Below are 23,345 nucleotides of genomic sequence, written 5' to 3' on the forward strand. Positions count from 1 at the left end.
ATTGCGGCGAGTGCGCGAGATTCGACCTCGGCCATTGTCAGGAGTCGCGGTCAGGAGGGGAGCGGGATGAATTCGACGATCGAGCCGTCGGTGGCATTGGGGGGGACGATGACCAGGCCGTCGCGGTCGATCAGGCCGGCGAGGTGGGCGGTGCGGACCGTGGGGTCGCCGAGCCAGCCGCCGTCGGGGGCGTAGCGGGCGGGGGTGATGCGCTGGACCGGGGCGGTGATGTCGGCGGCGTTGTGGAGCGAGCCGAGGATTCTTCGGGGGAGGGGGGAGCCGGTGCGGGCGGCGACGATCGCGGGGGTGAGGGCGAGGAGGACGGCGATGGCGGCGAAAGGGTTGCCGGGAAGGCCGAGGACGGTCTGGCCGGTGGGGAGTTCGGCGACGACGGTGGAACCGCCTGGGCGCAGGGCGAGTCGGGGAACCAGGACGCGGGCTTCGGCTCGGGCGATGGCGGTACGGAGTTGATCGGCCGCGCCGCCGCCGGTGGCGCCGACCACGACCAGCAGATCGAAATCCGAGGTGCCGGTGAGCATGTCGTCGAAGCCATGGGCGGTGTCGCGCAGATGGACTCGGTCGGTGACGCGAACGCCGCAGCCCGCGAGCAGATCCGGCAGGACGGGCCCGATCGAGTCGCGGGTCTGGCCGGTCTGGAGCGGGCCGGTGCTGCGAATCTCGTCGCCGGTCATGACAATTCGCGCACGCACCGGTCCGCGAACCGTGCCCGTGGTGACCTCCACCGAGGCCGCTGCCGAGCGCAGGGCGGCGGTGACCCGGGTGCCCGCCGGTGCCACGAGGTCGCCGATCTTCCTGTCCTCACCGCTTTTTCGAACATCGCCGCGGATCGGGCTGTCGGGCAGGCGGGCCAGCTCGTCGCCGGTGATCGCGGCGAATTCGTCGCGCACCACCGACGTGGTGCCGTCCGGAACATGGGCGCCGGTGGCGATGCGCACCGCCTCGCCGGGGAGCAGGCCCGCCGGCCGCGCCCCACCCGCGAATCCGACGTCGCGGCGCAGCTGCCACGGGCCGTCGCCACACACGGCGTAACCGTCCATCGCCGAGACATCGAAGCGGGGAAGTGGTCCCGCGGCGGTGATCGCGGCGGCCAGCGCGGCACCGGAGACTTCGTCCAGCGCGGCCTCGTAGGTGACCAGGGGTGTCAGGCCGGAACCGATACGCTCGCGCGCTTCGGTGAGATCGAGGCGGTCCGACGCGCGGTCGGTGGCCAAGGATTCGCGCGCGCGCCGGACCTCTTCCTCGGTATCGCAGTCGGCGATGTCGGGCAGCTCGACCAGGACGGTCTCGGCGGGCACGATGGCCTTCATGGGCTGGTTCACCAGTGAATCCAGTCCGGCCAGTGCCGCCACCAGCGCACTGCGTCGCCAGACACCGACGAGGTATTGCGGGCGACCGGAAGCATCGATTGCGAAAACGGCGTCAGCGGTGGACTCGGTTGCGCTGCGCAGCAGTTCGTGGACGGTCGCATCGGTCAGGAAGGGCATGTCGGCCGCGAGCACGACGACCAAGGGCGCGGTGGAGCCGAGTGCGGTGAGGCCGGTGCCGATCGCCGCGACCGGGCCGGAACCCGGTGGCACCTCACGAACCTGCCCGAACCGCGCATCGAGTTCGGGGCGATGCGGACCGACCACGACGACCTCGGCGCAGTCGCGCACGGCATCCAGCGCGGCATCGAGCATCGACCGCCCACCGATCATGATCGCCGGTTTGTCGACCCCACCCATCCGACTGGCTCGCCCACCGGCGAGCACGATCGCATCGGCGGTCATCGGCTGACTCGGAATCGGGTGATCGGCACGAAAGTCATGCTAGTAGGCGCGGCCCCGATGCTCGAGACCCCGCAGCTGAGCGGGCCGCTCCCGCCGGGAAGTCCGTGGCGGATGCGGAGCAACGATCGGCGTGCTCAGAGACGCGCCGTCCGCAGAACGACCCGGCCGTCGACGATCGGCACGCCCTCCTCGCCGAGAAGCCGGAGCTGACGAGCGGCCAGGTGGGCGGCGGGACGTCCGGACGCGCCGATGACACGGTGCCACGGGAGGTCGGCGGAATCGGTGCGCATGATCCAGCCGACCGTGCGGGCCGAGGACAGCCCGGCCGCGGCGGCGATATCGCCGTAGGTGGCGACCCGGCCGGGCGGAATCGCGGCGACCAGTTCGCGGACCTTCTCCACCTGTTCCTCCGTCGTGACGGCCATCGGGCTACAGCACCGCGGCGATCAGCGCGGCCGTGTCGGCGGGGCGGGCCTGGGCGACCATGTGGTCGCAGTCCCAGACCTCGGCGGTGAACGTGTCGAGGTGGGTGGCGAGGGCGTCGAGGAACTCCGCGGTGACATACGGCGGCTGCACCTTGGCGGCGCGCACCAGCACCGTCGGCAGGTCGGCGGGCGGCAACACGAACGGTCGCGCCAGCTGACCCCAGTACGAGGTGATCGCCGGTTGGAAGATGCGCCAGCCGACCCGGCCGCCCTCGGTCGGCACGAGGTGCTCGGCCAACTCCCGTTCCAGCACCTCGGGATCGACCTCGTCGGCTCCCCACGCGCTGACCTGCTTGTCGGAGCGGGCTTCGGCGAGATCGGTGTAATCGGGGGAGGCCAGGTTGGCGAGGGCGACCTGCTCGATCAGCTTCGCGTCGATGCCGATGGCGGGATCGAGCAGGACGAGCGCCCGCACGAGGTCGGGGTGCTGCCGGGCCAGATAGATACCGGCGGCGCCGCCGAAGGAGTGGCCGACCACGACGACCGGGCCGTCGGTCTCGGCGCGCAGCAGCTGCGCGAGATCGGCGACGATCGTTTCCAGATCCCAGGGCGGCAGCGAGGTGGAGCGGCCGTGTCCGCGCAGGTCGGGGGCGATGATCCTGGCCTGGGGCAGATGCTCGGTGGCGAGGGTTTCCCACCGGTTGCCATGGCCGGTGAGACCGTGCAGGGCGAGGACGGCGGGACCGTCGGCGGGGCCGAATCGGTGCACATGAAGCGACGACACGACTGCCATTCTGGCCGGTCGCGCGCGGTCTCGCAGTACGGCCCTCGCGGTAGGGGTGCGCCGGTGTGTCGGACTGGTCTGTTGCAATAGCCGATGTGGTGCGATCGGATAGCTCGGTGCGACTCGTGCGCCGGACAACGCGGGCGCCCCGGCCGCGGGCCTGGGGCGCGTCCGTTCGCGCGCTGTTCGCCGAGCAGGCCCAGCCCGCGCCGCCGCGCCCCGGGTGGCGGCCCTGGCAGGTGATGGGCGGGCCGGGGACGGGCAAGACCGCGCTGCTGGTCGACCTGGTGACCGCGCGGATCGCCGACGGTGCCGACCCGGCGTCGGTGCTGGTCCTCACACACACCAAGCACGCGGCCGCGGCGTTGCGGGATGCGATCACCCACCAGCTGGGGCCCGCCGCGGGTGGTATTCCGGGCGCGAGCCGGGAACCGATGGTGCGCACACTGCACTCCTACGCGTTCTCGGTGCTGCGCCGGCACGCGGATCTGCACGGCAATCCGCCGCCGCGGCTGCTCACCGGCGCCGAACAGGACGCGGTGCTGCGGGAGATGCTGCGCGGCGATCTCGCCGACATCGAAGCCGGGGCGGGCGGTTTGTGGCCGCCGCGATTACAGCCCGCACTGGCACTGGGCGGGTTCGCCGAGCAACTGCGTGACCTGATGCTGCGCGCGACCGAGCGCGGGCTCGGCCCGGAAGACCTGATGGCGCTCGGTCGCGAGCACGACAACGACGCGTGGGTGGCGGCCGGGCGCTTCTTCCAGCGGTACGAACAGGCCTCGATGCTGCGGTGGTCGGTCGGTGTCGCCGCGCCGGAGGCCACCGCGCCCGCGCTCGACGCCGCGGAACTGGTCGGCGCGGCGCTCGATGCCCTGGCCGGCGACCGGAATCTGCTCGCCGCCGAACGGGATCGGATCCGCTACCTGCTCGTCGACGACGCCCAGCACCTCGACCCGCAGGCCGCGACACTCGTGCGCGCCATCGGCAGCGGCAGCGCGAGCACCGTTGTCACCGGCGACCCGGACCAGGCCGTCTTCACCTTCCGCGGCGCGGATTCGCACTTCCTCACCGACCTCGACACCGTCGCGCAGCGGCGAATCATCCTGCGTCACAACCATCGCAGTGGCGCGCCGATCCGCTTGGCGAATGCGCGCATCGCGGCGAGGTTGCCGGGGAGCGCGCGGCACCGGGTACTGCCGGGACAGGAGAACGAACCACCCGAGCCCATGGGGCAGCCCGTCGTCGGCCAGGACCCGGCACTCGAGGGCGCCGTCGATCTGTTCGCCCACGCCGGTCCGAGCGCCGAACCAGATCTGTGGCCGGTGCCGCAGGACCTGCCGCCCGAGGACGAACCGCCGCCCGAGGACGCGTGGACGCCCCCGGCCGATCTGCCTCCCGCCGACGAGTCGAGTGTGCGGGTGCGGGTGTTGTCGACGCCGGCGAAGGAGGCGGCGCTGATCGCCGACCATCTGCGCCGCGCGCACCTCACCGATGGTGTGCCGTGGTCGGCGATGGCGGTGATCGTGCGGTCGGTGCCGTTGTCGCTGGCGCCGTTACGGCGGGCTCTGCTGGCGGCGGGGGTACCGGTGCGCAGGCCCGCGGTGGCCGAGCCGTTGGCACGCCGGCGCGGGGCGGCGTGGATGGTGCTGGCGCTGCGGGTGTTGCTGGCGGGGGACGCGTCGCGGCCGGGGTCGCGCCGGGCGATCGATGCGATGTTCTCGTCGGACGACGCGATGGATCTGCTGTCCGGGCCGCTCGGCGGGGCCGACCAGATCGCCCTGCGTCGGTTGCGGCGCGGTGTGCGGCGCAGCGTGCTCGACCTGGAACGCACGGGTGCGCTCGCCGAGCCCTTGGTCGATGGAGCCGACCAGTTCCTGCTCTGGGACGAAGCCGTGCCCGCGCCGGAAATCGCTGAACCCGAACCGGATCCGATCGACGACGAATGGTTGCCGCCCCCGGACCCCGAGGATCCGCTGCGCCCGGAACCCGAACCGGACTGGGACATCGCCGAACGGCTGCCCGACGATATCGACCTCCTCGATGCCGAAAACCCGCCCGCCGCGCACACCGTCGTGGAAACCGTGCGCCCGGAGTCGCCCGCGGTGCCGCTGGTCGATCAGTCCTCGGCCGAGGTGCTGCGAGACCTGATCGTCGGTATCGGCGAGGAACGGCTGCTCGACGGGCTCACCGAGGTCGAGGCGGCGCCACTGCGTCGCGTGTTGCGCGCGGTGGCGAAGGCGAAACAGACCCAGGCCAGGGGGCAGGGGCTAGAAGACGTGCTGTGGACGTTGTGGACGAATTCGAGGCTGGAGCGACGCTGGTTCCGGCAGTCGCGACGTGGCGGGGCACCGGGCATGCAGGCCGACCGCGACCTCGACGCGGCTGTCGAATTGTTCGATGCCGCAGCCGCTTACGTCGACCGGTTGCCCAAGGCGAGTATCGACGGCTTCGTCGAATATCTGCTGCACCAGCAACTCGCGCAACAGGGTAGGCCGCTGACCGCCGAGGGTGAGGCGGTGACCCTGCTCAGCGCGCACGCCGCGGCGGGCCGGGAATGGGACGTGGTGGCGGTCGCGGCCGTGCAGGAGGGCATCTGGCCCAACCCGCGCTCGCGGGGCACGCTGCTGCACACCGAGGATCTCGTCGACCTGGTCGCCGGGGTCGATCCGAGCGCGACCGTGAGCCGCGCCGCGCCGATCCTGGCCGAGGAACGCAGGCTGCTGCTGGTGGCGTGCAGCCGCGCGCGACGGTCGTTGCTGGTGACCGCCGTCGAATCCGCTGCGGGAGACCAGGATCTGGTGCCCTCGCGGTTTCTCACCGAACTCGTCGGCGACGACGACAGCGGCGAACCCGGCGCGCTGCCGGTCGCCGATCCCGGACGGGCGCTGGTGATGCACGCGCTCGTCGCCGAACTGCGCGGGGTGGTGTGTGATTTGGGTGCCGACCCCGAACGGCGTGACCGCGCCGCACGGCAGTTGGCGCGGCTGGCCGACGCGGGCGTGCCCGGTACCGACCCCGGCGACTGGTACGGCACCGCCGAACTCAGTTCGCAGCGCGAACTCTGGGACGACGACGATTCCCCGATCGGGTTGTCACCGTCGACGGTCGAACTGCTGCGCACCTGCCCGCTGCGATGGGCGCTGGAACGCCACGGTGGCACCGACGGTGACAATCCGCACGCCGTGAAGGGCAATCTCGTGCACACGCTCGTGCAGGCGCTGGCGGGCGATGTCCCCGAGGCGCAGGTGCGGGCGGCGCTGGATCAGGCGTGGAAAACGGTCGACCCGGCCGACGGCTGGCATTCGCGCCAGGAACTACGTCGCACCGAGACGATGCTGGAGACCTTCCTCGCCTGGGTGCGCACCACGCGCGGCGAGCTCACCCAGGCCGGGGTGGAGGTGCCGGTGGACTGTGTGCTGCCCGCGCGCACGGAAGGCGCACGGGCCGTACGCATTCGGGGGCGCATCGATCGGCTCGAACGAGATGCGCAGGGACGCTTCGTCATCGTCGATGTGAAGACGGGCAAGACGCCGGTCAGCGAGAAGGCGGTGGCCGATCACGCGCAGCTGGCGACCTACCAGGTGGCCGCCGCGCACGGGGCGCTGGACGAGGACGAGTCCGACGAACCTGCCCCCGTGGCCGACCCCGGTGGCGCGCGGTTGGTCTATGTCGCCAAGCCGAACCGCAAGACCGGCGCGGCCGAACGGACACAGAGCGCGCTCGACGGCGACGGCCTCGAGCAGTGGCGCACCACCATTCACGACGCGGCCGACGCGACGCGCGGGCCCGGCTATCTGGCGGTGCGCAACGACGGGTGCAGGCACTGCCCGGTCGCGGGCAGTTGCCCGGTGCAGGACACCGGACGGCAGGTGACCGACGAGTGAGCGGTGTGCGCGTCACCCCGCAACGGTTGGCCGACGCGCTCGGCCTGCCGCCCCCGACCGATGAGCAGTCGGCGGTCATCGCCGCGCCGCCGGAGCCGACGCTGGTCGTCGCGGGCGCGGGCGCGGGCAAGACCGAGACGATGGCCGCGCGCGTGGTGTGGATGGTGGCCAACCAACTGGTTGCTCCGGACGAAGTACTCGGGTTGACCTTCACCCGAAAAGCCGCCCAGCAGTTGACCTCCCGGATCCGGACCCGGCTCGCCCGGTTGGCGGGTGCGCCGCTGCTGCGTGAGATCGATCCCAGTGGCGCGTTGCGCACGATCGTCGCCGGTGCCGAGCCCGAGATCAGCACCTACCACTCGTACGCGGGCAGGCTGCTCACCGCGCACGGACTGTTGTTGCCGGTGGAGCCCTCGGCGGCGCTGCTCACCCAGACCCAGTTGTGGCAGCTCGCGCACGAGGTGGTGCGTTCCTGGGACGGCGATCTCGACACCGATCGCACGCCGGTCTCGGTGACCGAGGCGGTGCTCGCCCTGTCCGGGCAGCTCGCCGAACATCTGGTGGAACCGGAGCAGTTGGCCGAGGCACACGCGGAGCTGGAGAAACTCGTCTACACGCTGCCCGCGGGCCCCCGGCAACGCGGCGGACCGAGCCAGGCACTGGTCGGCGTGGTGACCGCGCAACGTGAGCGCGTGGCCCTGCTCCCGCTGGTTCGCCAGCTCGCCGACGCGCTGAACCGCCGTGGCGCACTGGATTTCGGCTCCCAGATGTCGCTGGCCGCGCAATTGGCGGTCGACCATCCGGAAGTCGCCGCCGCCGAACGCGCGCGGTTCAAACTGGTCCTGCTCGACGAATACCAGGACACCGGACACGCGCAACGGGTGCTGTTGTCGGCGCTGTTCGGCAATGCCGAAGCGGTACAACGAGATCGGCAGCGAGAGCCGGTGCGGATCCGGGGTGAGGAGCACCCGGCTCGAACACGCGAAGCCGACACGTTGTTCGCGATGGATGAGCGCGAAGATGCCATCGCGGGCACCCGGTCGCCGGCCGATCACCCTGGCGCGCGGATGTCTAGCGCTGGTGCGCGTGGCGGCGAACGGTCGCGAGGCGAGCCGCCTGCTCGCGATGGCAGCAGTCGCACCGTGCCGGGGGAATCCGCCCCGCTCTCGCGTGCGCTCGCGGTGACGGCGGTGGGTGACCCGATGCAATCCATCTACGGGTGGCGTGGCGCCTCGGCGGCCAACCTGCCGCGATTCGCCACGGACTTCCCCGCTGCGCCAGGGGTGCCCGCGCCGGTGTTGCCGCTGCTGACCAGCTGGCGGAACCCGCCCGAAGCGCTGGCGCTGGCGAACCTGGTGGCCGATCCGCTGCGGGCGGTGGCGCGGGCGGCCGGTGGGGCGACCGTGGACGCGTTGCGGGCCAAACCGCAATCGCAGGCGGGGGTCGTCGAGTTCGCGCTCACCGAAACCATCGCGCAGGAGCGGGACTGGATCGCCGAGCGGATCGCGCGCGAGTGGGCGACGGCGCGGGAGAACGAGGGTCCGCCGCCCACCTCGGCGGTGCTCATCCGGCGCAATGCCGATGCGGCGCCGCTGGCAGAGGCACTGCGCGAGCAGGGATTGCCGGTGGAGATCGTCGGGCTGGGTGGGTTGCTGGCGACGCCGGAGGTCGCCGATATCGTCGCCACTCTGCGCTTGATCGCCGAGCCGGGGACCGGAAGCGCGGCGGTCCGCATTCTCACCGGGGCCCGGTGGCGGATCGGGGTGGCGGACCTGGCCGCACTGGCGCGGCGAGCGCAGATGCTGTCCATCAGCAGCGGGTCGGGTGCCACCGACGCCATCACCGACGCGGCCGGACTCGCGACGGCGTTGCGCGAGGTCGCGCCCGAACCGACCGAGAAAGCCGGTCTCGCCGACGCCATCGCCGACCCCGGTGCGGCGGACCAGTATTCGGAGGCCGGGTTCGCGCGGATCGCTGCCCTGAGCGAGGAGCTGGCCGCACTGCGCGAACGCAGTGGGCAGCCGCTGGTGGAACTCGTCGCCGATGTCGAACGGACGATCGGCGTCGGGGTGGAGACCCAGGCCAGGCGGGCGATCGCCGGTGGTGGCGCCGGACGCGAGCACCTCGATGCCTTCGCCGAGGTGGTCGCCGGGTACGCGGCCGATTCCCGGGCATCGCTGAGCGGCCTGCTCGCCTTCTTCACCGCGGCGGAATCGGTCGAAAACGGTTTGGAGCCAGGCGAAGTCGAGGTCGCGCGCGACCGGGTGCAGGTGCTCACCGTGCACGCCGCCAAGGGCCTGGAATGGGAAGTCGTCGCCGTGCCGCACGTGAGCGCCACGGTGTTCCCGTCGACCACCGCACTGAGCACCTGGCTCGGCGCGCTCACCGAACTCCCCACCACGCTGCGCGGCGACCGCGCCCAGCCGGACGCGTCCGAGGGCGTGCCCGTCCTGGACTTGAGCGCCGTGGGTGACCGCTCCGAACTCGAACACGCGATCGCCGACCACAAGGACGCGCTCAAGAGCCGCCGGCTCGACGAGGAACGGCGCCTGTTCTATGTGGCGCTCACCAGAACGGAACGGGTGCTGCTGGTTTCGGCCTACTACTGGCCCGAGACGGGGACCTCGCAGAAGGGTCCGTCGGATTTCCTGCTCGAGCTCAAGGAGGCGAACGAGAACCCGGGCAGCGAGGCCTACGGCGTCGCCACCGTCGCCCGCTGGGACGACAAGCCACCACCGGACGCGGTGAACCCGTTCGCCGACAACCCGCCGACCGCCCCGTGGCCACGCGACCCACTGGGCAACCGTCGCGATCCCATCGAACAGGGCGCCGCCCTCGTCCGCGAAGCACTCGACGAATTGCGCAGCGGCACATCGGTGGCCCACAGCACCGCCGACGATCAGGCCGAGATCGACGACCCCGAGGGCTGGGTCAACGATGTCGACGCCCTCCTCGCCGAATTCACCGCCGCCGAACTCGCCGAACAGCAGGTGGAACTTCCCGGCCAACTCCCCGCCACCGCCCTCGTCGAACTCCGCGCCGACCCGACCCGCCTGGCCGCCCGTCTGCGCCGCCCGCTCCCGTACCCCCCGAACCCGATGGCCCGGCGCGGCACCGCCTTTCACGCCTGGGTGCAATCCTGGTTCGGCACCGAACAGCTGCTCGGCCTCGACGAACTGCCCGGCGCCGCCGACAGCACCACCGAAATGGGACGCGCCGACCAGGAACTCGCCGCCATGCAGTCCGCCTTCCGCCGCTCACCGTGGGCGCACCGCAATCCGGTCGACGTGGAAGTGCCCTTCGAAACCAGCATCGCGGGCACGGTGATTCGCGGTCGCATGGATGCCGTCTTCGCCGAACCCGGCGGCCGCTGGATCGTGGTCGACTGGAAGACCGGCGCCGAACCCGGCCCCGCCGACGAGCCCGCCGTCGCCGTGCAGCTGGCTGTCTACCGCCTCGCCTGGGCCCGCCTGATGGCCGCGCGCACCGGCGAGACCGAGGACCGGATGCTCCAACGTGTCGGCGCCGCATTCCATTACATCCGCTCCGGCCGCACCATCGCCCCCGCGCGACTGGCGGGCCCCGCCGAGCTGGAGCGCCTCATCCGCGACGCCGCACCGGAAAACGCCGACACCGATCCACACGAGGTTCACTGAGCCGATAGTGTTGCGGTCGCCGCCGGGTTTTCGGCCGCCTTGATCTGGACTGACCAGAGGGTGCGACGAAGGAGTGCCCGGCGGGAGGGAAGACCAAGGTACCCAGGCCGAAAACCCGCGGCGCCAGCCGCCAGAAATACAGGAGCAGGCATGTTCGGTGACACGCGCAACCCGGTCGGGTTGAGCAGCAGTCCCGACTACGCCCTGGTCGGTCTGTTGCGGATCCCGGCGGCGCAGTCCAGCCCGTGGGTTTCGCTCACCCGTCGCGTGTTGTTCGCGATCGCACTGCTGTTCACCGCCGCGACAGTGGTCTACGTCGGCCGCCACGGCTACAGCGACAACACCGGCGACGAGCTGTCGTTCCTGGACGCGATGTACTACGCCACGGTGTCGCTGTCGACCACCGGCTACGGCGATATCGCCCCGGTGACCCCGTCGGCGCGGTTGGTGAACATCATCGTCATCACCCCCCTGCGCGTCCTGTTCCTCATCGTGTTGGTCGGTACCACTCTCGGCGTGCTGACCGAACGGTCGCGGCAGGCATTCAAGATTCAGCGATGGAGGCACACCGTGCGTAATCACACCGTCGTCGTCGGCTACGGCACCAAGGGCCGGACCGCGATCGATGCGATGGTCGGTGACGGGATCCAGGTGTCCGACATTGTGGTGGTCGACACCGATCCCATCGCGCTCGAGGCCGCTGCCGCGGCGGGCCTGGTGACCGTGCACGGTTCGGCGACCAAGTCCGATGTGCTGCGACTGACCGGTGTGCAGCGTGCCGCCGCGGTCGTCGTCGCCACCAATCGCGACGACACCGCCGTGCTGGTGACGCTCACCGCGCGCGAACTGAACAAGACGGCCAAGATCTCGGTGGCCATCCGCGAAGCGGAGAACACCCACCTGGTCCGCCAGTCCGGCGCCGACTCGGTGGTGGTGTCCTCGGAGACCGCGGGCAGGCTGCTCGGTATCGCCACCACCACGCCGACGGTCGTGGAGATGATGGAGGACCTGCTCACACCCGAGCAGGGCTTCGCCGTCGCCGAACGCGAGGTGGAGACGACCGAAGTGGGCGGATCGCCGCGCCATCTCAGCGATATCGTGCTCGGTGTGGTGCGCAACGGCGCGCTGATCAGGGTCGGCGAACCCGAGGTCGATGCCCTCGACACCGGCGACAAACTGCTCTACATCCGTCGCGCCGGAAAGTAGTCGGCCGCCCGGGCGCACCCGCACCCGCGCCTTCGCTCTATGCTCGGATCGTGTCGTTCCGGCTGAAAAACGTTCCGCTGCTGTCACGTTCCACCATCGACCGGGCCGAGCACGCCCGGCTCGATCCCGGCGCCCTGCGCGAAGGGTGGGGGAAAGCGAAGATTCTGCGTATCGACGCGCGGGGGAAAGTGCGGGTCGAGGACGGCAAGATCGTCCTCGACGCTGCCGTCTCGGTGGCGCAGGAGCCCGGTGAGGGCGCGGTGTTCCTCGGTGCCGCCGATGGCAGCCACCTGTGGGCGGTGCGAGCGAACGATCTGGACGGCACCCTGAAGGATCTGCGAACCCTCGGCGCTGTCGACGATTTCACCGCGGAACTGCTGTCCACCGCGTACGCGCTGCTCAACTGGCACGATCGGGCCGGGTATTACGGCGGCGACGGCACGGCGACCACGACGGCGCGCGGCGGTTGGTCGCGGCTGACCGCGGCAGGCGAGGAAGAGTTCCCACGGATCGACCCCGCCGTGATCTGCCTGGTCCACGACGGCGCCGATCGGGTGCTGCTGGCCCGTCAGCAGAGCTGGCCGGAGACGATGTTCTCACTGCTGGCAGGCTTCGTCGAAGCCGGTGAATCGCTGGAGCACTGCGTGGAACGCGAGGTCCGCGAGGAGGTCGGTGTCGACCTGCGCGAGATCGAGTATCTCGGCAGCCAGCCGTGGCCGTTCCCGCGCTCGCTGATGGTCGGCTTCGCCGCGGTCGGCGACCCCGCCCAGGAACTCGTGTTCTCCGATGGCGAGATCGCCGAGGCGCACTGGTTCACCCGCGAGGAGGTGCGCGCGGCACTGCGGCTCGGCGACTGGTCGGCGCGCGAACCCGGCGCCCGGCTGCTCGTCCCCGGGTCCATCTCGATCGCGCGCTCGATCATCGAGTCCTGGGCGGACTGACGCGGCGAATCAGGCCTGCTGGGCGGCCAATGCCTGCTTGACCGCGGCCAGCGACGGGTTGGTCGCGGTGGAGCCGTCGCGGTACTTGATCGTCGGCACGACGTGGTTGCCGTTGTTGACGCTGCCGACGAACTCGGCCGAAGCGGGATCGTCCTCGATATCGATCACCGAGTAGGTGATGCCCGCCTCGTCGAGCTGGGTCCGCAGGCGCCGGCAGTAGCCGCACCAGGTGGTCGAGTACATCGTCAGATCTGGGTTTGCTTCAGTCACGCGATGTGCAACGTCGCGAGGTGGCGCTGTGTTCCTTGCCCCTGCATCCGCGGGCGTCGCGGCACGTTGTCGGTGGGCGCTGTCATGATGGTGCGCGTGCCAGCACTCGATCTCACCGCCCTCGACCCGGAACAGGCCGCCGCGGTGCGGGCACCGAGGGGGCCGGTCTGTGTTCTCGCGGGTGCGGGGACCGGTAAGACCAGGACGATCACGCATCGGATCGCGCACCTGATCGCGGGCGGGCATGTGAAGGCCGACCAGGTGCTGGCGGTGACGTTCACCGCACGCGCGGCGGGAGAGATGCGCAATCGGCTGCGCACGATGGGACTCGGGGGCGATGCCGGGCAGGTGCAGGCGCGTACCTTCCACGCCGCGGCGCTGCGGCAGTTGCGGTATTTCTGGCCGCAGGTGGTGGGGGATGTGCCGTGGCGGTTGATCGACAGCAAGTTCCCCATCGTCTCGCAGGCCGCGCAGCGGGCGGGGCTGCGTGCCTCCACCGAAATGGTGCGCGACCTGCTCAGCGAGATCGAATGGGCCAAGGCGTCGCTGATCGCCCCGGAGGACTATCCGGCCGCTGCCGCCAGACATCATCGTGACGCGCCGGTCGACGTCGCCAAGGTCGCCGAGGTGTACCAGGGCTACGAATCCGCGAAAGCCTCCGCCGACGGCCTGCTGCTCGACTTCGACGACCTGCTCCTGCACACCGCGGCCGCACTCGAGGACTATCCGGCCGTCGCCGACGAATTCCGCGGTCGCTATCGCAGTTTCGTCGTCGACGAATACCAGGACGTGACGCCGCTACAGCAGCGAGTGCTCGACGCGTGGCTGGGCGAGCGCGACGACCTGACCGTGGTCGGCGACGCGAACCAGACCATCTACTCGTTCACCGGGGCCACCCCGTCCTACCTGCTCGATTTCTCCCGGCGCTTCCCCGACGCCACCGTGGTGCGGCTCGAACGCGACTACCGGTCGACACCCCAGGTGGTGTCGCTGGCCAACCAGGTCATCGGTGCGGCGCGCGGACGCATCGCGGGCACCCGCCTTGCCCTGATCGGTCAGCGATCCGACGGGCCCGAGCCGGAATTCGCCGAGTACGCCGACGCGCAGGCCGAGGCCGTCGCGGTCGCCGGGCGGATCGAGAAGCTGATCGCCGCCGGAACACCGGCGTCCGAGATCGCGGTGCTGTACCGGACCAACGCGCTGTCGGAACCGTTCGAACAGGTGCTCGGGGCGCGGGAGATCCCGTTCCAGGTGCGCGGCGGCGAGGGGTTCTTCCAGCGTCAGGAAGTGCGGCAGGCGGTGTCGGCGCTGCGCCAGGTCGACGCTCGCGACGATCTGCCCGACGCGGCGCGCAGTGGGTCGTCGCTGATCACGCTGGTGCGGGCCGCGCTGGCGCCGGTCGGGCTGACCGCGGAGGAACCGGCCGGTGCGCAGGCGAAGGAACGCTGGTCGGCGCTGCTGGCGCTGGTGCAGCTCACCGAGGAACTGGTCAGCCACGACGACGACATGGATCTCACCGCGCTGCTGCGCGAGCTCGCGACCCGCGCCGAGGCCAAGCATCCGCCGATCGTCGACGGTGTCACTCTGGCTTCGCTGCACGCGGCGAAGGGCCTGGAATGGGACGCGGTGTTCCTGGCCGGGCTCACCGACGGCACGCTGCCGATCTTCCATGTGCTCGGCCGGAAGAACGCGCCCGTCGACGAAGCGGGGCTGGAGGAGGAGCGCCGGCTGCTCTATGTCGGCGTCACGCGGGCACGCGAACATCTGAGCCTGTCGTGGACCCAAAGGCGGCTGCAAGCGAGCGGTGACTATCGGCCGGTGACCCGGTCGCGGTTCCTCAACGGGTTGATTCCGGACAGTTCGGCGGCCTCGCGGATCGCCGTGGAAGTCCCGGTCAAGGCCGACACCCCGCGTCCACTGTGCCGGGTGTGCCTCAAGCCGCTGATCGGCACCTATGCCACCATGCTCGGCCGGTGCAGGCGCTGCCCGGGCGAGGTCGACCCGCAGCTGCTCGAGGCACTGAAGGAATGGCGAGCCGAGAAGGCCGAAGCGTTGCAGCGGCGCGACTTCGTGGTGTTCACCGACACCACCCTCACCGCCATCGCCGAACAGCTGCCCGCCGACGACGCCGCGCTGGCGGCCATCGCCGGCATCGGCGCGAAGAAGATCGAACAGTACGGTGCCGATGTGCTCGCCATCGTTGCGTCACGTTTGCGGGCAACAGCACAAAACCCCAGGTAGAAAATAAGTTGTTCGGTTCTCGATCATTGCCTATGGTGGAGAACACGCACCGAGAGTGATCCCGGTGCGCGGTAATTGTTCACACACGAGTTCAGGAGGGAGGCAGACACATGAACACGAACACGAACACCACGTTCGATGCGATGAGCAATCGCGTCCTGGTGAACGGATTTGTCATGTCCGCCTCCCGGGGGGTCCTCGCTCTGCAGGGGACCGGCCTGTCCGGCGTCGATGCCAAAGCTGTGCCGATGACTGTCGTTCATCAGCACACTCCGATTCGTCTCCAGGACAAGCCCAACGTGGGTTGGCAGCCGACCGCCGTCGCGGCACCGGCAGCAATCGCCGAGGAAGCCGGTTACGCACCGGAGTTCACCGGCGCAATCCGCCTCCGCGTCCACCCAGCGACCGTGATCAGGTCTCGACAGAGATGTCGAACTAGGTAGGGAACACCTCCCAGACCTCCTGGCCACGGATCGCGAGAAGCGAAAACCGTGGCCATCTTTATTTCGGCTCCTCAGCCGTTGGCACCGGGTTCGCACACCGAACATTCGACCGCTGCAAACGAGCTGAAGGAGAACGACGTGTTCACCGCCCAGGACTGGCCGACGGCCACTACTGACGTGACATGCCGAACCGTGGCGCAGACCCCTCGCGTCCGTGAGGTCACCAAGACTCTGCCCTGTAGGGGCGGAAACCCCGATCTGTGGTTCGCCGAGAGCCCCACCGATCTCGAGCAGGCCAAGGAACTGTGCGCGGCCTGCCCGATCCGCAAGGGCTGCCTGACCGCGGCCATCGATCGTGCCGAGCCGTGGGGCGTGTGGGGCGGTGAGATCTTCGACCAGGGTGTCGTGATCGCCCGCAAGCGCCCCCGCGGTCGCCCGCGCAAGGTCGCGATCGTGGCATGAACCCGGGAAAAGGGTTGTACCGCAAACGAACCGCTCACCTCGTCATGGTGAGCGGTTCGTTTTGCTATATGCGGGATGCGCGTTTGACGGTGCGACCGTCGGCGACGGCGAGGACCAATGTGGTGGTGTCCGGGGAGTGCGCCCACCACCTGTGCTTCTCACCCGCGCGGCAGTAATAGGTGTCACCGGCGCCGAGGTCGTGTTCGGTGCCGTCGGCGATCAGGGAGATCCGGCCGCGGATCACGTGGATGATCTCGTCGGATCGGTGGACGAAATCGCGGTCACCGCGATCGGTGCCGCCGGTGAATTCCAGGGCGCGCAGGTCGCGGTCACCGTGGACGAGGGACCGGACGGTGCCCGCACCGGGCTCGGTTTGGGGCAGGGCGGTGTCGTCGGCGGCGCGGACCACGGCCGCGGGCGCGGTGTCGTCGGCCGCGGCCAGCAGGGCAGTCGCGGTGGTCGAGAGGGCGTCGGCGATCAGCTGGAGCGAGCGCAGGCTGGTGTTGGTCCGGCCGTTCTCGAGTTGGCTCAGAAATGACTGGGACAGACCGGTTTCGGTGGCAAGGCGGGCGAGGGTGTATTCGGCGGCGAGGCGCCGATCGCGGATCACGGTGCCGAGTTGCCGATTCCGGATGTGCTCACTGGCCACTGATCGCCTCCGTGTCCTCGGTCCTGGCTGTGCCTGTGACTGTAGTGAATCTTCAGTGCCCGCAACCGGTGCTGGTCCGCGGTTTCGGTGTCCGACCAGGGGGTGAGCCGGTTTCGCGCACCATGATCGGAACGGTTCCCGTGCACGCGATTCTACTGAATATTCAGTGGGGTCGAATATTCAGGAAGAGGCGGCATGGAACAGAACACCCTCAAGCGCCGGGGCATCGGGCTGATCGGCAGCGATGCCGAGCTGGCCTCGCCCGGCTTCACGCTCTACGCGCCGCTGGCGGGCAACGGCCGAGTCGACCTGGTCGACCTCGACGGCGAGATCGTCCACCAGTGGCACCTGCCCTACCGCCCGGGCAGACACGCCCGCATCCTCGCCGACGGCTCCCTCGCCTACAACGGTGCGACCCTGGCCCGTGCACCCCTGTTCGCCATGTGGCGCAAGTACTCCGGCGGTTCGATGGCCCGCTACGACCACACCGGTGCCCAACTGTCCGAGATCCGCGACGATCTGGCCCACCACGACGCGCACCACTACGACGACGGGCGCGTGCTCTACGCCGCAGTGCAGCCGCTCACCGGCGCCGACGCGGCACGGATCCAGGGCGGTGTGCCCGGCACCGAAGCCGACGGGATCGTCTGGTCCGATGTGATCCGCGAGGTCGGCCCCGACGGCGCGCCGATCTGGGAGTGGCGCGCGGTCGAGCATCTCGATCCCGCGAAATTCGCGCTGCAGCCGCACTATTGGCGTGAGCACTGGCCGCTGATCAACAGCGTGTACCCGCTCGACGAGCACACGGTGGTGGCCAGTCTGCGCAGTGTCTCCGCGGTGATCCTGATCGATCGGCGCACCGGCGCGGTCACCGAGCTCGCCGACCGCGACACCGTCGCCCAACAGCATCACGCCACCCCGCTCGGCGACGGCCAGATCCTGGTGTTCGACAACGGCACCTTCCGCACCGGAGAGTCGGTCACCTACAGCCGCGTCATCGAAATAGACGCTGCTACCGGCGAAGTCGGGTGGACCTATCAGGACTCCCCGCGTGAGGCGTTCTTCACTCCCTTCATGGGTGGCGCGCAGCGGCTGCCCAACGGCAACACGCTGATCACCGAGGCGGCGTTCGGCCGGATCTTCGAGGTGACCCCGGAACGGGAGATCTGCTGGGAGTACGTGGTGCCCTCGTTCACCGAATACCCCGATCCCGATACCGCCCAGGTGTTTCCGGGCATCTCCAACGCGATCTTCCGTGCCTACCGTTACCGCGCCGAGGAACTCCCATGGCTGCGGTGACCGAACCGATGGTGGCGCCGGTCGACGAGATTCCGCCCGCGGGCCGGGCTTTCGCCGGTGCGCTACAGCACCTGGTGGTGATGATCGCGATGCCGCTCACCTCGGTGCTGCTGATCAGCCGCAGCCTGCACCTGGACGACGAGGCGGCCCGCGCCCTGCTCTGTGGCGCACTGCTTTTCAGCGGTATCGGCACCATCCTGCAGTCCGGGGGCCGATACGGTCTCGGAGCCGGGCTGCCGTTCGTCATGTTGCCCGGTGGCGCGGCGGTGGTGCTGTTCATCCAGACCGCGCAGACCTACGACCCCGCCACCGCCACCGGCGCGGTACTGATCACCGCGGTCGCGGGCATCGCGCTGGTGCCGATCGCGCGCAAGCTGGTGCGGTTCCTGCCGATGGTCGTGATCGCGAGCATGATCCTGGTGATCGGGGTGAACCTGGTGAAGGTCGGCGCGAATCTGATCACCTCCGCCGACGACCCCACCCCGGTCAGGTCGGTGACCATCGCCGGGGTGACGATCGCGGCGACAGTGCTGGCACACCGTTTCCTGCCTCCCGGTTGGCGACGCGTGTCGGTGCTGATCGGGATGGGGGTCGGGACCGCGGTGGCGGCCGCGCTCGGCCGATTCACGCTCGCCCCGGGTGACGCGCTGGTGCAACTGCCGGAGCCGCTGCTGTTCGGCGCACCGCATTTCGACCTGCTGGCGGCCGTGCCGCTGCTGGTGTTCAGCATCGGCTCGATGGCCGAGGCCACCGGGCAAACGGTGCTCAACGCGCAGGTCGTCGGCAAGCAGATCGACACCGCGCCGACGGTCGGGCGCACGATCCGCGGTGACGCTGTCACCTCCCTGTTCTCCGGGCTGTTCGGTGGACCGACCATGGTGACCAGCGGTGAGAACATCGGGCTGATCCGGCTCACCGGTGTTCGCAGTCGCTACGTCACCGCGCTGACCGGCCTGATGCTGATCCTGGCCGCGTTCGTCGCGCCGGTCGGCCGGATCGTGAATTCGCTACCCGGCCCTGTCGTCGGCGCGACGGCGGCCATCGTGTTCGCCACGATCATCGCTTCCGCGATCGGCCTGTTCCGCGACGTCGACCTGAACGACGACGCGGCCCTGCTCACCACCACCGCGGCCCTCACCGCGGGCCTGCTGCCGATACTGGTTCCCGCCCTCTATCGCGGCTTCCCCGCCGATCTGAAGCTACTACTCGGCAGCGGAGTCACCATGGCCGCCGTGGTCGGCATCGCGGTGCACGTGCTGTGCACGGTGGGCCGACGCTCGTCCAGGGCTTCCGTCGACTGAGACGCCCCGGGTGAGGGGCGCCTACGACGCCTGTTCGGCGCGGAAGCCCGGCACCCAGGTGCGGACCAGGTTCATGAATCCGAGTTCCGCGTCGAGCTGGGCCAGGATGCCGACCGAGCCACCGAGCACCCGGAAGACAGTGAGGTACTCGGCCGGAAGTTGCAGGGCGCGAGCGGTTTTCATCTCCGGGCTGGAGAACTCGGAGGCCTTGCCCGCCACCCGCTGCATCCACGAGCGGGTGAAGTGGAACGTGTCGGTGCGAATCGGGTCGCTGAACGGGCGCAGGTACGCCTCGATCTCCTCGTGGGTCACCACCCGGCCGGGAATGACCCAGCCGTGCTCGTAGAGCAACTCGGTGAGGGCCGCGTGCTCGTCGGCGACAGCGAGGGCCAGCATGCGGCCCAGGATCTCCGGGAAGCCGTCCGGCATCGGCGCACACGCGCCGAAGTCGAGCACGGCCAAGGTGCCGTCGGCCCGCACCAGGAAATTGCCGGGGTGCGGGTCGCCGTGCAGCAGGCCGACCAGTTCGGGCGAGCTGAAGTGGAAGGTTCCCATCAGCTCGGCGATCCGGTTGCGCTGCGCCCGGGTGCCCTCGGGATCCTCCGCGCCTGCCTTGATCAGCGCCGACACCGGGGTGCCGTCGAGCCATTCGGTGACGATCACCTTCGGGGCGCCCGCCACCACCTTCGGGATCGCGATGGTGGGGTGGCCATCGAACGCGGCGGCGAAGCGGCGCTGGTTGGCGGCCTCGATGCGGTAGTCGAGTTCTTCCTCGGTGCGTTCGGTGATCTCGGCGAGCAGCGGCTTCACATCGGCGCCGGGGATCACCGACGAGAGCAGCCCGGTCATCCGCGACAGCGTCTTCAGGTCGGCGCGCAGCGCGTCGTCGGCGCCCGGATACTGCACCTTCACCGCCACCGCGCGGCCGTCGGACCAGACCGCGCGATGCACCTGGCCGATGCTGGCCGAGGCGGCCGGGGTGTCGTCGAAGGACGCGAAGCGTTCCCGCCACTTGGTGCCCAGCTGCTGGTCGAGCACGCGGTGCACCGTCTCGGCGGGCATGGGCGGTGCGGCGGCCTGGAGCTTGGTCAGCGCCTCGCGATAGTGCTCGCCGAACTCCTCCGGGACCGCGGCCTCCATCACGCTCAGCGCCTGCCCGAACTTCATCGCGCCGCCCTTGAGCTCACCGAGCACGGTGAACAGCTGCTCGGCTGCTTTCTGGTTCAGGTTCGCGTTGATCTGCTTCTTGTCACCACCGACGAGCTTCTTGCCGAACCCGACAGCGGCTCGTCCGGCGATGCCGAGCGGAATCTTGGCCAACTTGGCATTGCGGCTGGAACTGCGGCGCACGATCTCGGACACGGTACCCATCATGGCCGAACTCGCGGGGTGTGTGCCATAAGAATGCTCACACCGGCTGATGCGACGCCCGTCACCGGGCGGTTTCCGGCGCGCGGGAGGTCATGTTCCGGCACCCGCATTCCTGATGTGGCAGCCACGGCCGGCGCTGGATCTCGTGGGTGTCGAGGTTCAATTCCACGGTGGCGTCGAGAGTGCGCGGTGGGCGCCGCGGTGAACAGGCGACGATCGCCTCCAGTTCGCCGAGCGCCAGCGCGGTCGTCGCCGCGATGCCCGCCGGGGATGCGTGCCCGGTGCGGCCCAGTAGCTGGGCGGCCAGATGCGGCCAGTCGTGATCGAATCCGGCCCGGGTCAGGTCGGCACAGCGCAGGCAGCTGGTCTCGCCGGGCAGCACGAGCGGGCCGACCACGCCGACCCCGTCGCGAACTCGGACCTGCAGGTGCGGCACCCGTCGCAACACCAGATCCACCGACAGTCCGGGGTCGATCATCAACGCGTCGGTGAGTACCACCAGATCGCTCGTGGCGGTACCGGGCGGACTGTCGGGTCGGTACGCGCGCGAGCGGGTGGGGCGAAAACCCATGCGCCGCAATCCGATCGCTACGGCGTCCGAGAGCGGACCGAGGCCGTGCACGGTGATACCGCGGATCTTGCCCAGCGCGGGTTCGGGCTCGAGCAGCAGGCCCGCACGCTCGATCGCGGTGAGCATGCCCATGGTGCGATCGGGGCTGATGCCGAATTCACCTGCCCGCCAGATGATCTGGGGCCGCGATTGCAAGCCGTCGAGCAGGCGGAGGAAGGCGAGCACGGTACCGGTGTCGTGATCGGTGGTTTCCAGCAGCAGCGCGCGTTCGGGGTCCCAGCCGAGCTGGACCGTGCCGGACGGGCGAACCAGGGTGGTCACTCGCGGGTTGAGCATCGGCCCGCGCAGTGGGGAAGTGGTCGTCATGCCAGAAGTATCGGCATCCGACAGCGGCGCGAGGTGCGCCGAAAGTGCAGTTATCCACAGGCTTTCGGCGTGTCGGCCGACGGATTCCGCAGTGTGAACAACCGCTGTACCGCGAGTCGTCGCCGCGTTTCGCGACGAACGTTAGCCTCGGAACCGTGTTGCGCCACCGAGATCGGAAGTTTCTCACCGACCTCGGCGGCGAGGTGGATCAGGCCTTGCCGGAATCCGAGTCGGAATCACCCTCGTCGCGCGGGGTTTCGTCGGAATCGGACTCTTCGGCCTCGGCTTTGCCGCGACCGGCCGCGTCGCGCTCCCGCGCCTCGGTCGCGGCCAGCTGGGCCAGCGGGTCGTCGAAAGCGCCGGTGCTGCCACCGATGATGGAGTCGATGAACCCGGCGGGCGAGTCGAGATCGGTGGAATCGGGCAGCAGATCGGGGTGTTCCCACACCTTGTCGCGCCGCTCCATCCCCGCGTCGGTGGTGAGCCGCCGCCACAGCGCCGAGGCCTCACGCACCTTGCGCGGCCGCAACTCCAAGCCGACGAGCGTGGCGAATGTCTGCTCGGCGGGTCCGCCCGTCGCCCGGCGGCGACGCAGTGTCTCCGACAGCGCGTTCGCGCCCGGCAGACGCTCACCCACCGCGTCGCTGACCACGACATCGACCCAGCCCTCGATCAGCGCCAGCAGGGTCTCCAGACGCTCGAGCGCCTGCTTCTGCTCCGGCGTGGTCTGCGGTTCGAACGTGCCCTGGGAGAGCAGTTCCTCCAGCTTGGAGGGGTCGCTCAGCGACATCGGGTCGATGCCCTGCGCGGCTTCCTCGATCGCGGAGAAGTCCATCTTGATGCCGCGCGCGTAGTCCTCCACGGCGCCGAGCACCTGCTGACGCAGCCACGGCACGTGCGCGAAGAGCCGCTGGTGGGCGGCCTCGCGGGCAGCAAGGAAGACCATGATCTCGCTCTCGGGCTGCTCGAGCCCCTCGCTGAACGCCGAGATCGCGGTCGGCAGTAGCGCGGCGGTACCGGCCGGGCCCAGCGGCAGACCGATATCGGTGGAGGTCAGCACCTCCTTGGCCAGCTGGCCGAGCGCCTGACCGAGCTGGGAGCCGAACGCCAGCCCGCCCATCTGGCCGAGCATGCCGACCATCGGCCCGGCGAACTGCTTGGCCTCCTCGGGTAACTGCGCCGTCCACATGCCCGAGATCTGCTCGGCCACCGGATCGCACAGGCGCTTCCAGGTGGGCAGCGTCTCCTCGATCCAGTCGTTCGGGGTCCACGCGACCGTCTTGGTGGCGCCCGCGGGCAGCACCGTGGCGCCGTCGAGCCACAGTTCGGCCAGGTGCGCCGCGTCGGTCACCGCGGTCGTGGTCCCCGACGCGATCGGGGCGATGGTGGAGCCGAGCTGCTGGCGGGCCAGTCGCTTGGCGACGTCGTAGTTGACCGGGCCGGACTGCGCGCCGCCGGGACCCATGCCCTGGCCCATGCCGCTGATCATCTGCCCGAGCTGGCTCAGCATCTGGCCCAGCTGCGACGGATCGAAGCCGCCCGCACCGCCGGCGCCGCCCGCTCCGAACCCGAACGGATCGTTTCCGCCGGGTCCGTTGCCCTCGTCGCGACGCTTGCCGGAATCGTCGTCGTCGCCGGTCGAGAAGCCGAAGGGGAGATCGCTCATACCTCTTACGTTACGCGGGA

At 70.0% G+C, this 23,345-nt stretch carries 17 protein-coding genes; 9 read left to right on the top strand and 8 right to left on the bottom strand.

Annotated elements, in window-relative coordinates; all coding sequences use genetic code 11:
• Positions 1-50: 50 nt before the first annotated feature.
• The 3 genes from ACFVVI_RS24705 to ACFVVI_RS24715 form a co-directional block, all read right to left on the bottom strand.
• Positions 51-1,790 carry an NTP transferase domain-containing protein gene (locus ACFVVI_RS24705; protein WP_378991323.1) on the bottom strand — a complete coding sequence of 580 codons (1,740 nt, stop codon included), beginning with the start codon at positions 1,788-1,790 and terminating at the stop codon, positions 51-53.
• A gap of 134 nt (positions 1,791-1,924) precedes the next feature.
• Positions 1,925-2,215 (bottom strand): MGMT family protein, encoded by a 291-nt coding sequence (locus ACFVVI_RS24710; protein ID WP_378632834.1) that lies wholly within the window; start codon positions 2,213-2,215, stop codon positions 1,925-1,927.
• 4 nt (positions 2,216-2,219) lie between these two features.
• Positions 2,220-3,008 carry an alpha/beta fold hydrolase gene (locus ACFVVI_RS24715; protein ID WP_387447081.1) on the bottom strand — a complete coding sequence of 263 codons (789 nt, stop codon included), beginning with the start codon at positions 3,006-3,008 and terminating at the stop codon, positions 2,220-2,222.
• A gap of 116 nt (positions 3,009-3,124) precedes the next feature.
• On the opposite strand from ACFVVI_RS24715, the gene ACFVVI_RS24720 reads away from it, so the two are divergent.
• The 4 genes from ACFVVI_RS24720 (at position 3,125) to nudC (ending at position 12,686) form a co-directional block, all read left to right on the top strand.
• Positions 3,125-6,883 (top strand): ATP-dependent helicase, encoded by a 3,759-nt coding sequence (locus ACFVVI_RS24720; RefSeq protein ID WP_387447082.1) that lies wholly within the window; start codon positions 3,125-3,127, stop codon positions 6,881-6,883.
• Complete coding sequence (locus tag ACFVVI_RS24725) at positions 6,880-10,539, top strand: ATP-dependent helicase (protein ID WP_387447083.1); 3,660 nt, start codon at positions 6,880-6,882, stop codon at positions 10,537-10,539. The genes ACFVVI_RS24720 and ACFVVI_RS24725 overlap by 4 nt, the downstream gene beginning before the upstream one ends.
• A 150-nt stretch (positions 10,540-10,689) precedes the next feature.
• Positions 10,690-11,745 carry a potassium channel family protein gene (locus ACFVVI_RS24730; RefSeq protein ID WP_378991330.1) on the top strand — a complete coding sequence of 352 codons (1,056 nt, stop codon included), beginning with the start codon at positions 10,690-10,692 and terminating at the stop codon, positions 11,743-11,745.
• A gap of 47 nt (positions 11,746-11,792) precedes the next feature.
• The gene (gene nudC, locus ACFVVI_RS24735) at positions 11,793-12,686 is read left to right on the top strand and encodes an NAD(+) diphosphatase (RefSeq protein ID WP_387447277.1); all 894 of its coding nucleotides are present in this window, start codon (positions 11,793-11,795) and stop codon (positions 12,684-12,686) included.
• Between the two features lie 9 nt (positions 12,687-12,695).
• On the opposite strand, the gene ACFVVI_RS24740 is transcribed toward nudC, so the two are convergent.
• A complete protein-coding gene (locus ACFVVI_RS24740; protein WP_143876199.1) occupies positions 12,696-12,929 on the bottom strand; it encodes a mycoredoxin in 234 nt (77 codons plus the stop codon).
• A 111-nt stretch (positions 12,930-13,040) separates the two neighbouring features.
• On the opposite strand from ACFVVI_RS24740, the gene ACFVVI_RS24745 reads away from it, so the two are divergent.
• The 3 genes from ACFVVI_RS24745 to ACFVVI_RS24755 all read left to right on the top strand — a co-directional run bounded on the left by ACFVVI_RS24745 (position 13,041) and on the right by ACFVVI_RS24755 (position 16,102).
• Positions 13,041-15,197, top strand: a complete 2,157-nt coding sequence (locus ACFVVI_RS24745; RefSeq protein WP_378991332.1) for an ATP-dependent DNA helicase UvrD2 — start codon at positions 13,041-13,043, stop codon at positions 15,195-15,197.
• Between the two features lie 110 nt (positions 15,198-15,307).
• Positions 15,308-15,640, top strand: coding sequence for a hypothetical protein (locus ACFVVI_RS24750; protein WP_378991334.1), 333 nt, complete (start codon positions 15,308-15,310; stop codon positions 15,638-15,640).
• Between the two features lie 138 nt (positions 15,641-15,778).
• Complete coding sequence (locus ACFVVI_RS24755; protein WP_378632852.1) at positions 15,779-16,102, top strand: WhiB family transcriptional regulator; 324 nt, start codon at positions 15,779-15,781, stop codon at positions 16,100-16,102.
• Positions 16,103-16,166: 64 nt separating this feature from the next.
• Here the strand turns inward: ACFVVI_RS24755 and ACFVVI_RS24760 are convergent, their stop codons facing one another.
• Positions 16,167-16,751 (bottom strand): helix-turn-helix domain-containing protein, encoded by a 585-nt coding sequence (locus ACFVVI_RS24760; protein ID WP_379314618.1) that lies wholly within the window; start codon positions 16,749-16,751, stop codon positions 16,167-16,169.
• A 195-nt stretch (positions 16,752-16,946) separates the two neighbouring features.
• Here ACFVVI_RS24760 and ACFVVI_RS24765 point away from each other — a divergent pair, with 195 nt between their 5' ends.
• Positions 16,947-18,050, top strand: coding sequence for an aryl-sulfate sulfotransferase (locus tag ACFVVI_RS24765; RefSeq protein ID WP_387447084.1), 1,104 nt, complete (start codon positions 16,947-16,949; stop codon positions 18,048-18,050).
• A complete protein-coding gene (locus ACFVVI_RS24770) occupies positions 18,038-19,351 on the top strand; it encodes a uracil-xanthine permease family protein (RefSeq protein ID WP_387447085.1) in 1,314 nt (437 codons plus the stop codon). Before ACFVVI_RS24765 ends, ACFVVI_RS24770 begins: the two co-directional genes overlap by 13 nt.
• Positions 19,352-19,372: 21 nt before the next feature.
• Here ACFVVI_RS24770 and ACFVVI_RS24775 read toward each other — a convergent pair whose 3' ends face one another.
• The 3 genes from ACFVVI_RS24775 to ACFVVI_RS24785 all read right to left on the bottom strand — a co-directional run bounded on the left by ACFVVI_RS24775 (position 19,373) and on the right by ACFVVI_RS24785 (position 23,325).
• Positions 19,373-20,722 carry an ABC1 kinase family protein gene (locus ACFVVI_RS24775; protein ID WP_378991626.1) on the bottom strand — a complete coding sequence of 450 codons (1,350 nt, stop codon included), beginning with the start codon at positions 20,720-20,722 and terminating at the stop codon, positions 19,373-19,375.
• A 61-nt stretch (positions 20,723-20,783) separates the two neighbouring features.
• Positions 20,784-21,659, bottom strand: coding sequence for a TOMM precursor leader peptide-binding protein (locus tag ACFVVI_RS24780; protein WP_387447086.1), 876 nt, complete (start codon positions 21,657-21,659; stop codon positions 20,784-20,786).
• A gap of 208 nt (positions 21,660-21,867) precedes the next feature.
• Positions 21,868-23,325 carry a zinc-dependent metalloprotease gene (locus ACFVVI_RS24785; RefSeq protein WP_387447087.1) on the bottom strand — a complete coding sequence of 486 codons (1,458 nt, stop codon included), beginning with the start codon at positions 23,323-23,325 and terminating at the stop codon, positions 21,868-21,870.
• Positions 23,326-23,345 lie beyond the last annotated feature (20 nt).

The organism is Nocardia sp. NPDC058114, from assembly GCF_042884695.1.
GTDB lineage: Bacteria > Actinomycetota > Actinomycetes > Mycobacteriales > Mycobacteriaceae > Nocardia.

Bases quoted from the DNA above. Each gene is read 5' to 3' on its own strand.
- ACFVVI_RS24705 (WP_378991323.1), bottom strand. From the start codon at position 1,790: ATGACCGCCGATGCGATCGTGCTCGCCGGTGGGCGAGCCAGTCGGATG.
- ACFVVI_RS24750 (WP_378991334.1), top strand. From the start codon at position 15,308: ATGAACACGAACACGAACACCACGTTCGATGCGATGAGCAATCGCGTC.
- ACFVVI_RS24730 (WP_378991330.1), top strand. From the start codon at position 10,690: ATGTTCGGTGACACGCGCAACCCGGTCGGGTTGAGCAGCAGTCCCGAC.
- ACFVVI_RS24715 (WP_387447081.1), bottom strand. From the start codon at position 3,008: ATGGCAGTCGTGTCGTCGCTTCATGTGCACCGATTCGGCCCCGCCGAC.
- ACFVVI_RS24740 (WP_143876199.1), bottom strand. From the start codon at position 12,929: ATGTACTCGACCACCTGGTGCGGCTACTGCCGGCGCCTGCGGACCCAG.
- ACFVVI_RS24780 (WP_387447086.1), bottom strand. From the start codon at position 21,659: ATGACGACCACTTCCCCACTGCGCGGGCCGATGCTCAACCCGCGAGTG.
- ACFVVI_RS24785 (WP_387447087.1), bottom strand. From the start codon at position 23,325: ATGAGCGATCTCCCCTTCGGCTTCTCGACCGGCGACGACGACGATTCC.
- ACFVVI_RS24765 (WP_387447084.1), top strand. From the start codon at position 16,947: ATGGAACAGAACACCCTCAAGCGCCGGGGCATCGGGCTGATCGGCAGC.
- ACFVVI_RS24775 (WP_378991626.1), bottom strand. From the start codon at position 20,722: ATGGGTACCGTGTCCGAGATCGTGCGCCGCAGTTCCAGCCGCAATGCC.
- ACFVVI_RS24710 (WP_378632834.1), bottom strand. From the start codon at position 2,215: ATGGCCGTCACGACGGAGGAACAGGTGGAGAAGGTCCGCGAACTGGTC.
- ACFVVI_RS24770 (WP_387447085.1), top strand. From the start codon at position 18,038: ATGGCTGCGGTGACCGAACCGATGGTGGCGCCGGTCGACGAGATTCCG.
- ACFVVI_RS24745 (WP_378991332.1), top strand. From the start codon at position 13,041: ATGATGGTGCGCGTGCCAGCACTCGATCTCACCGCCCTCGACCCGGAA.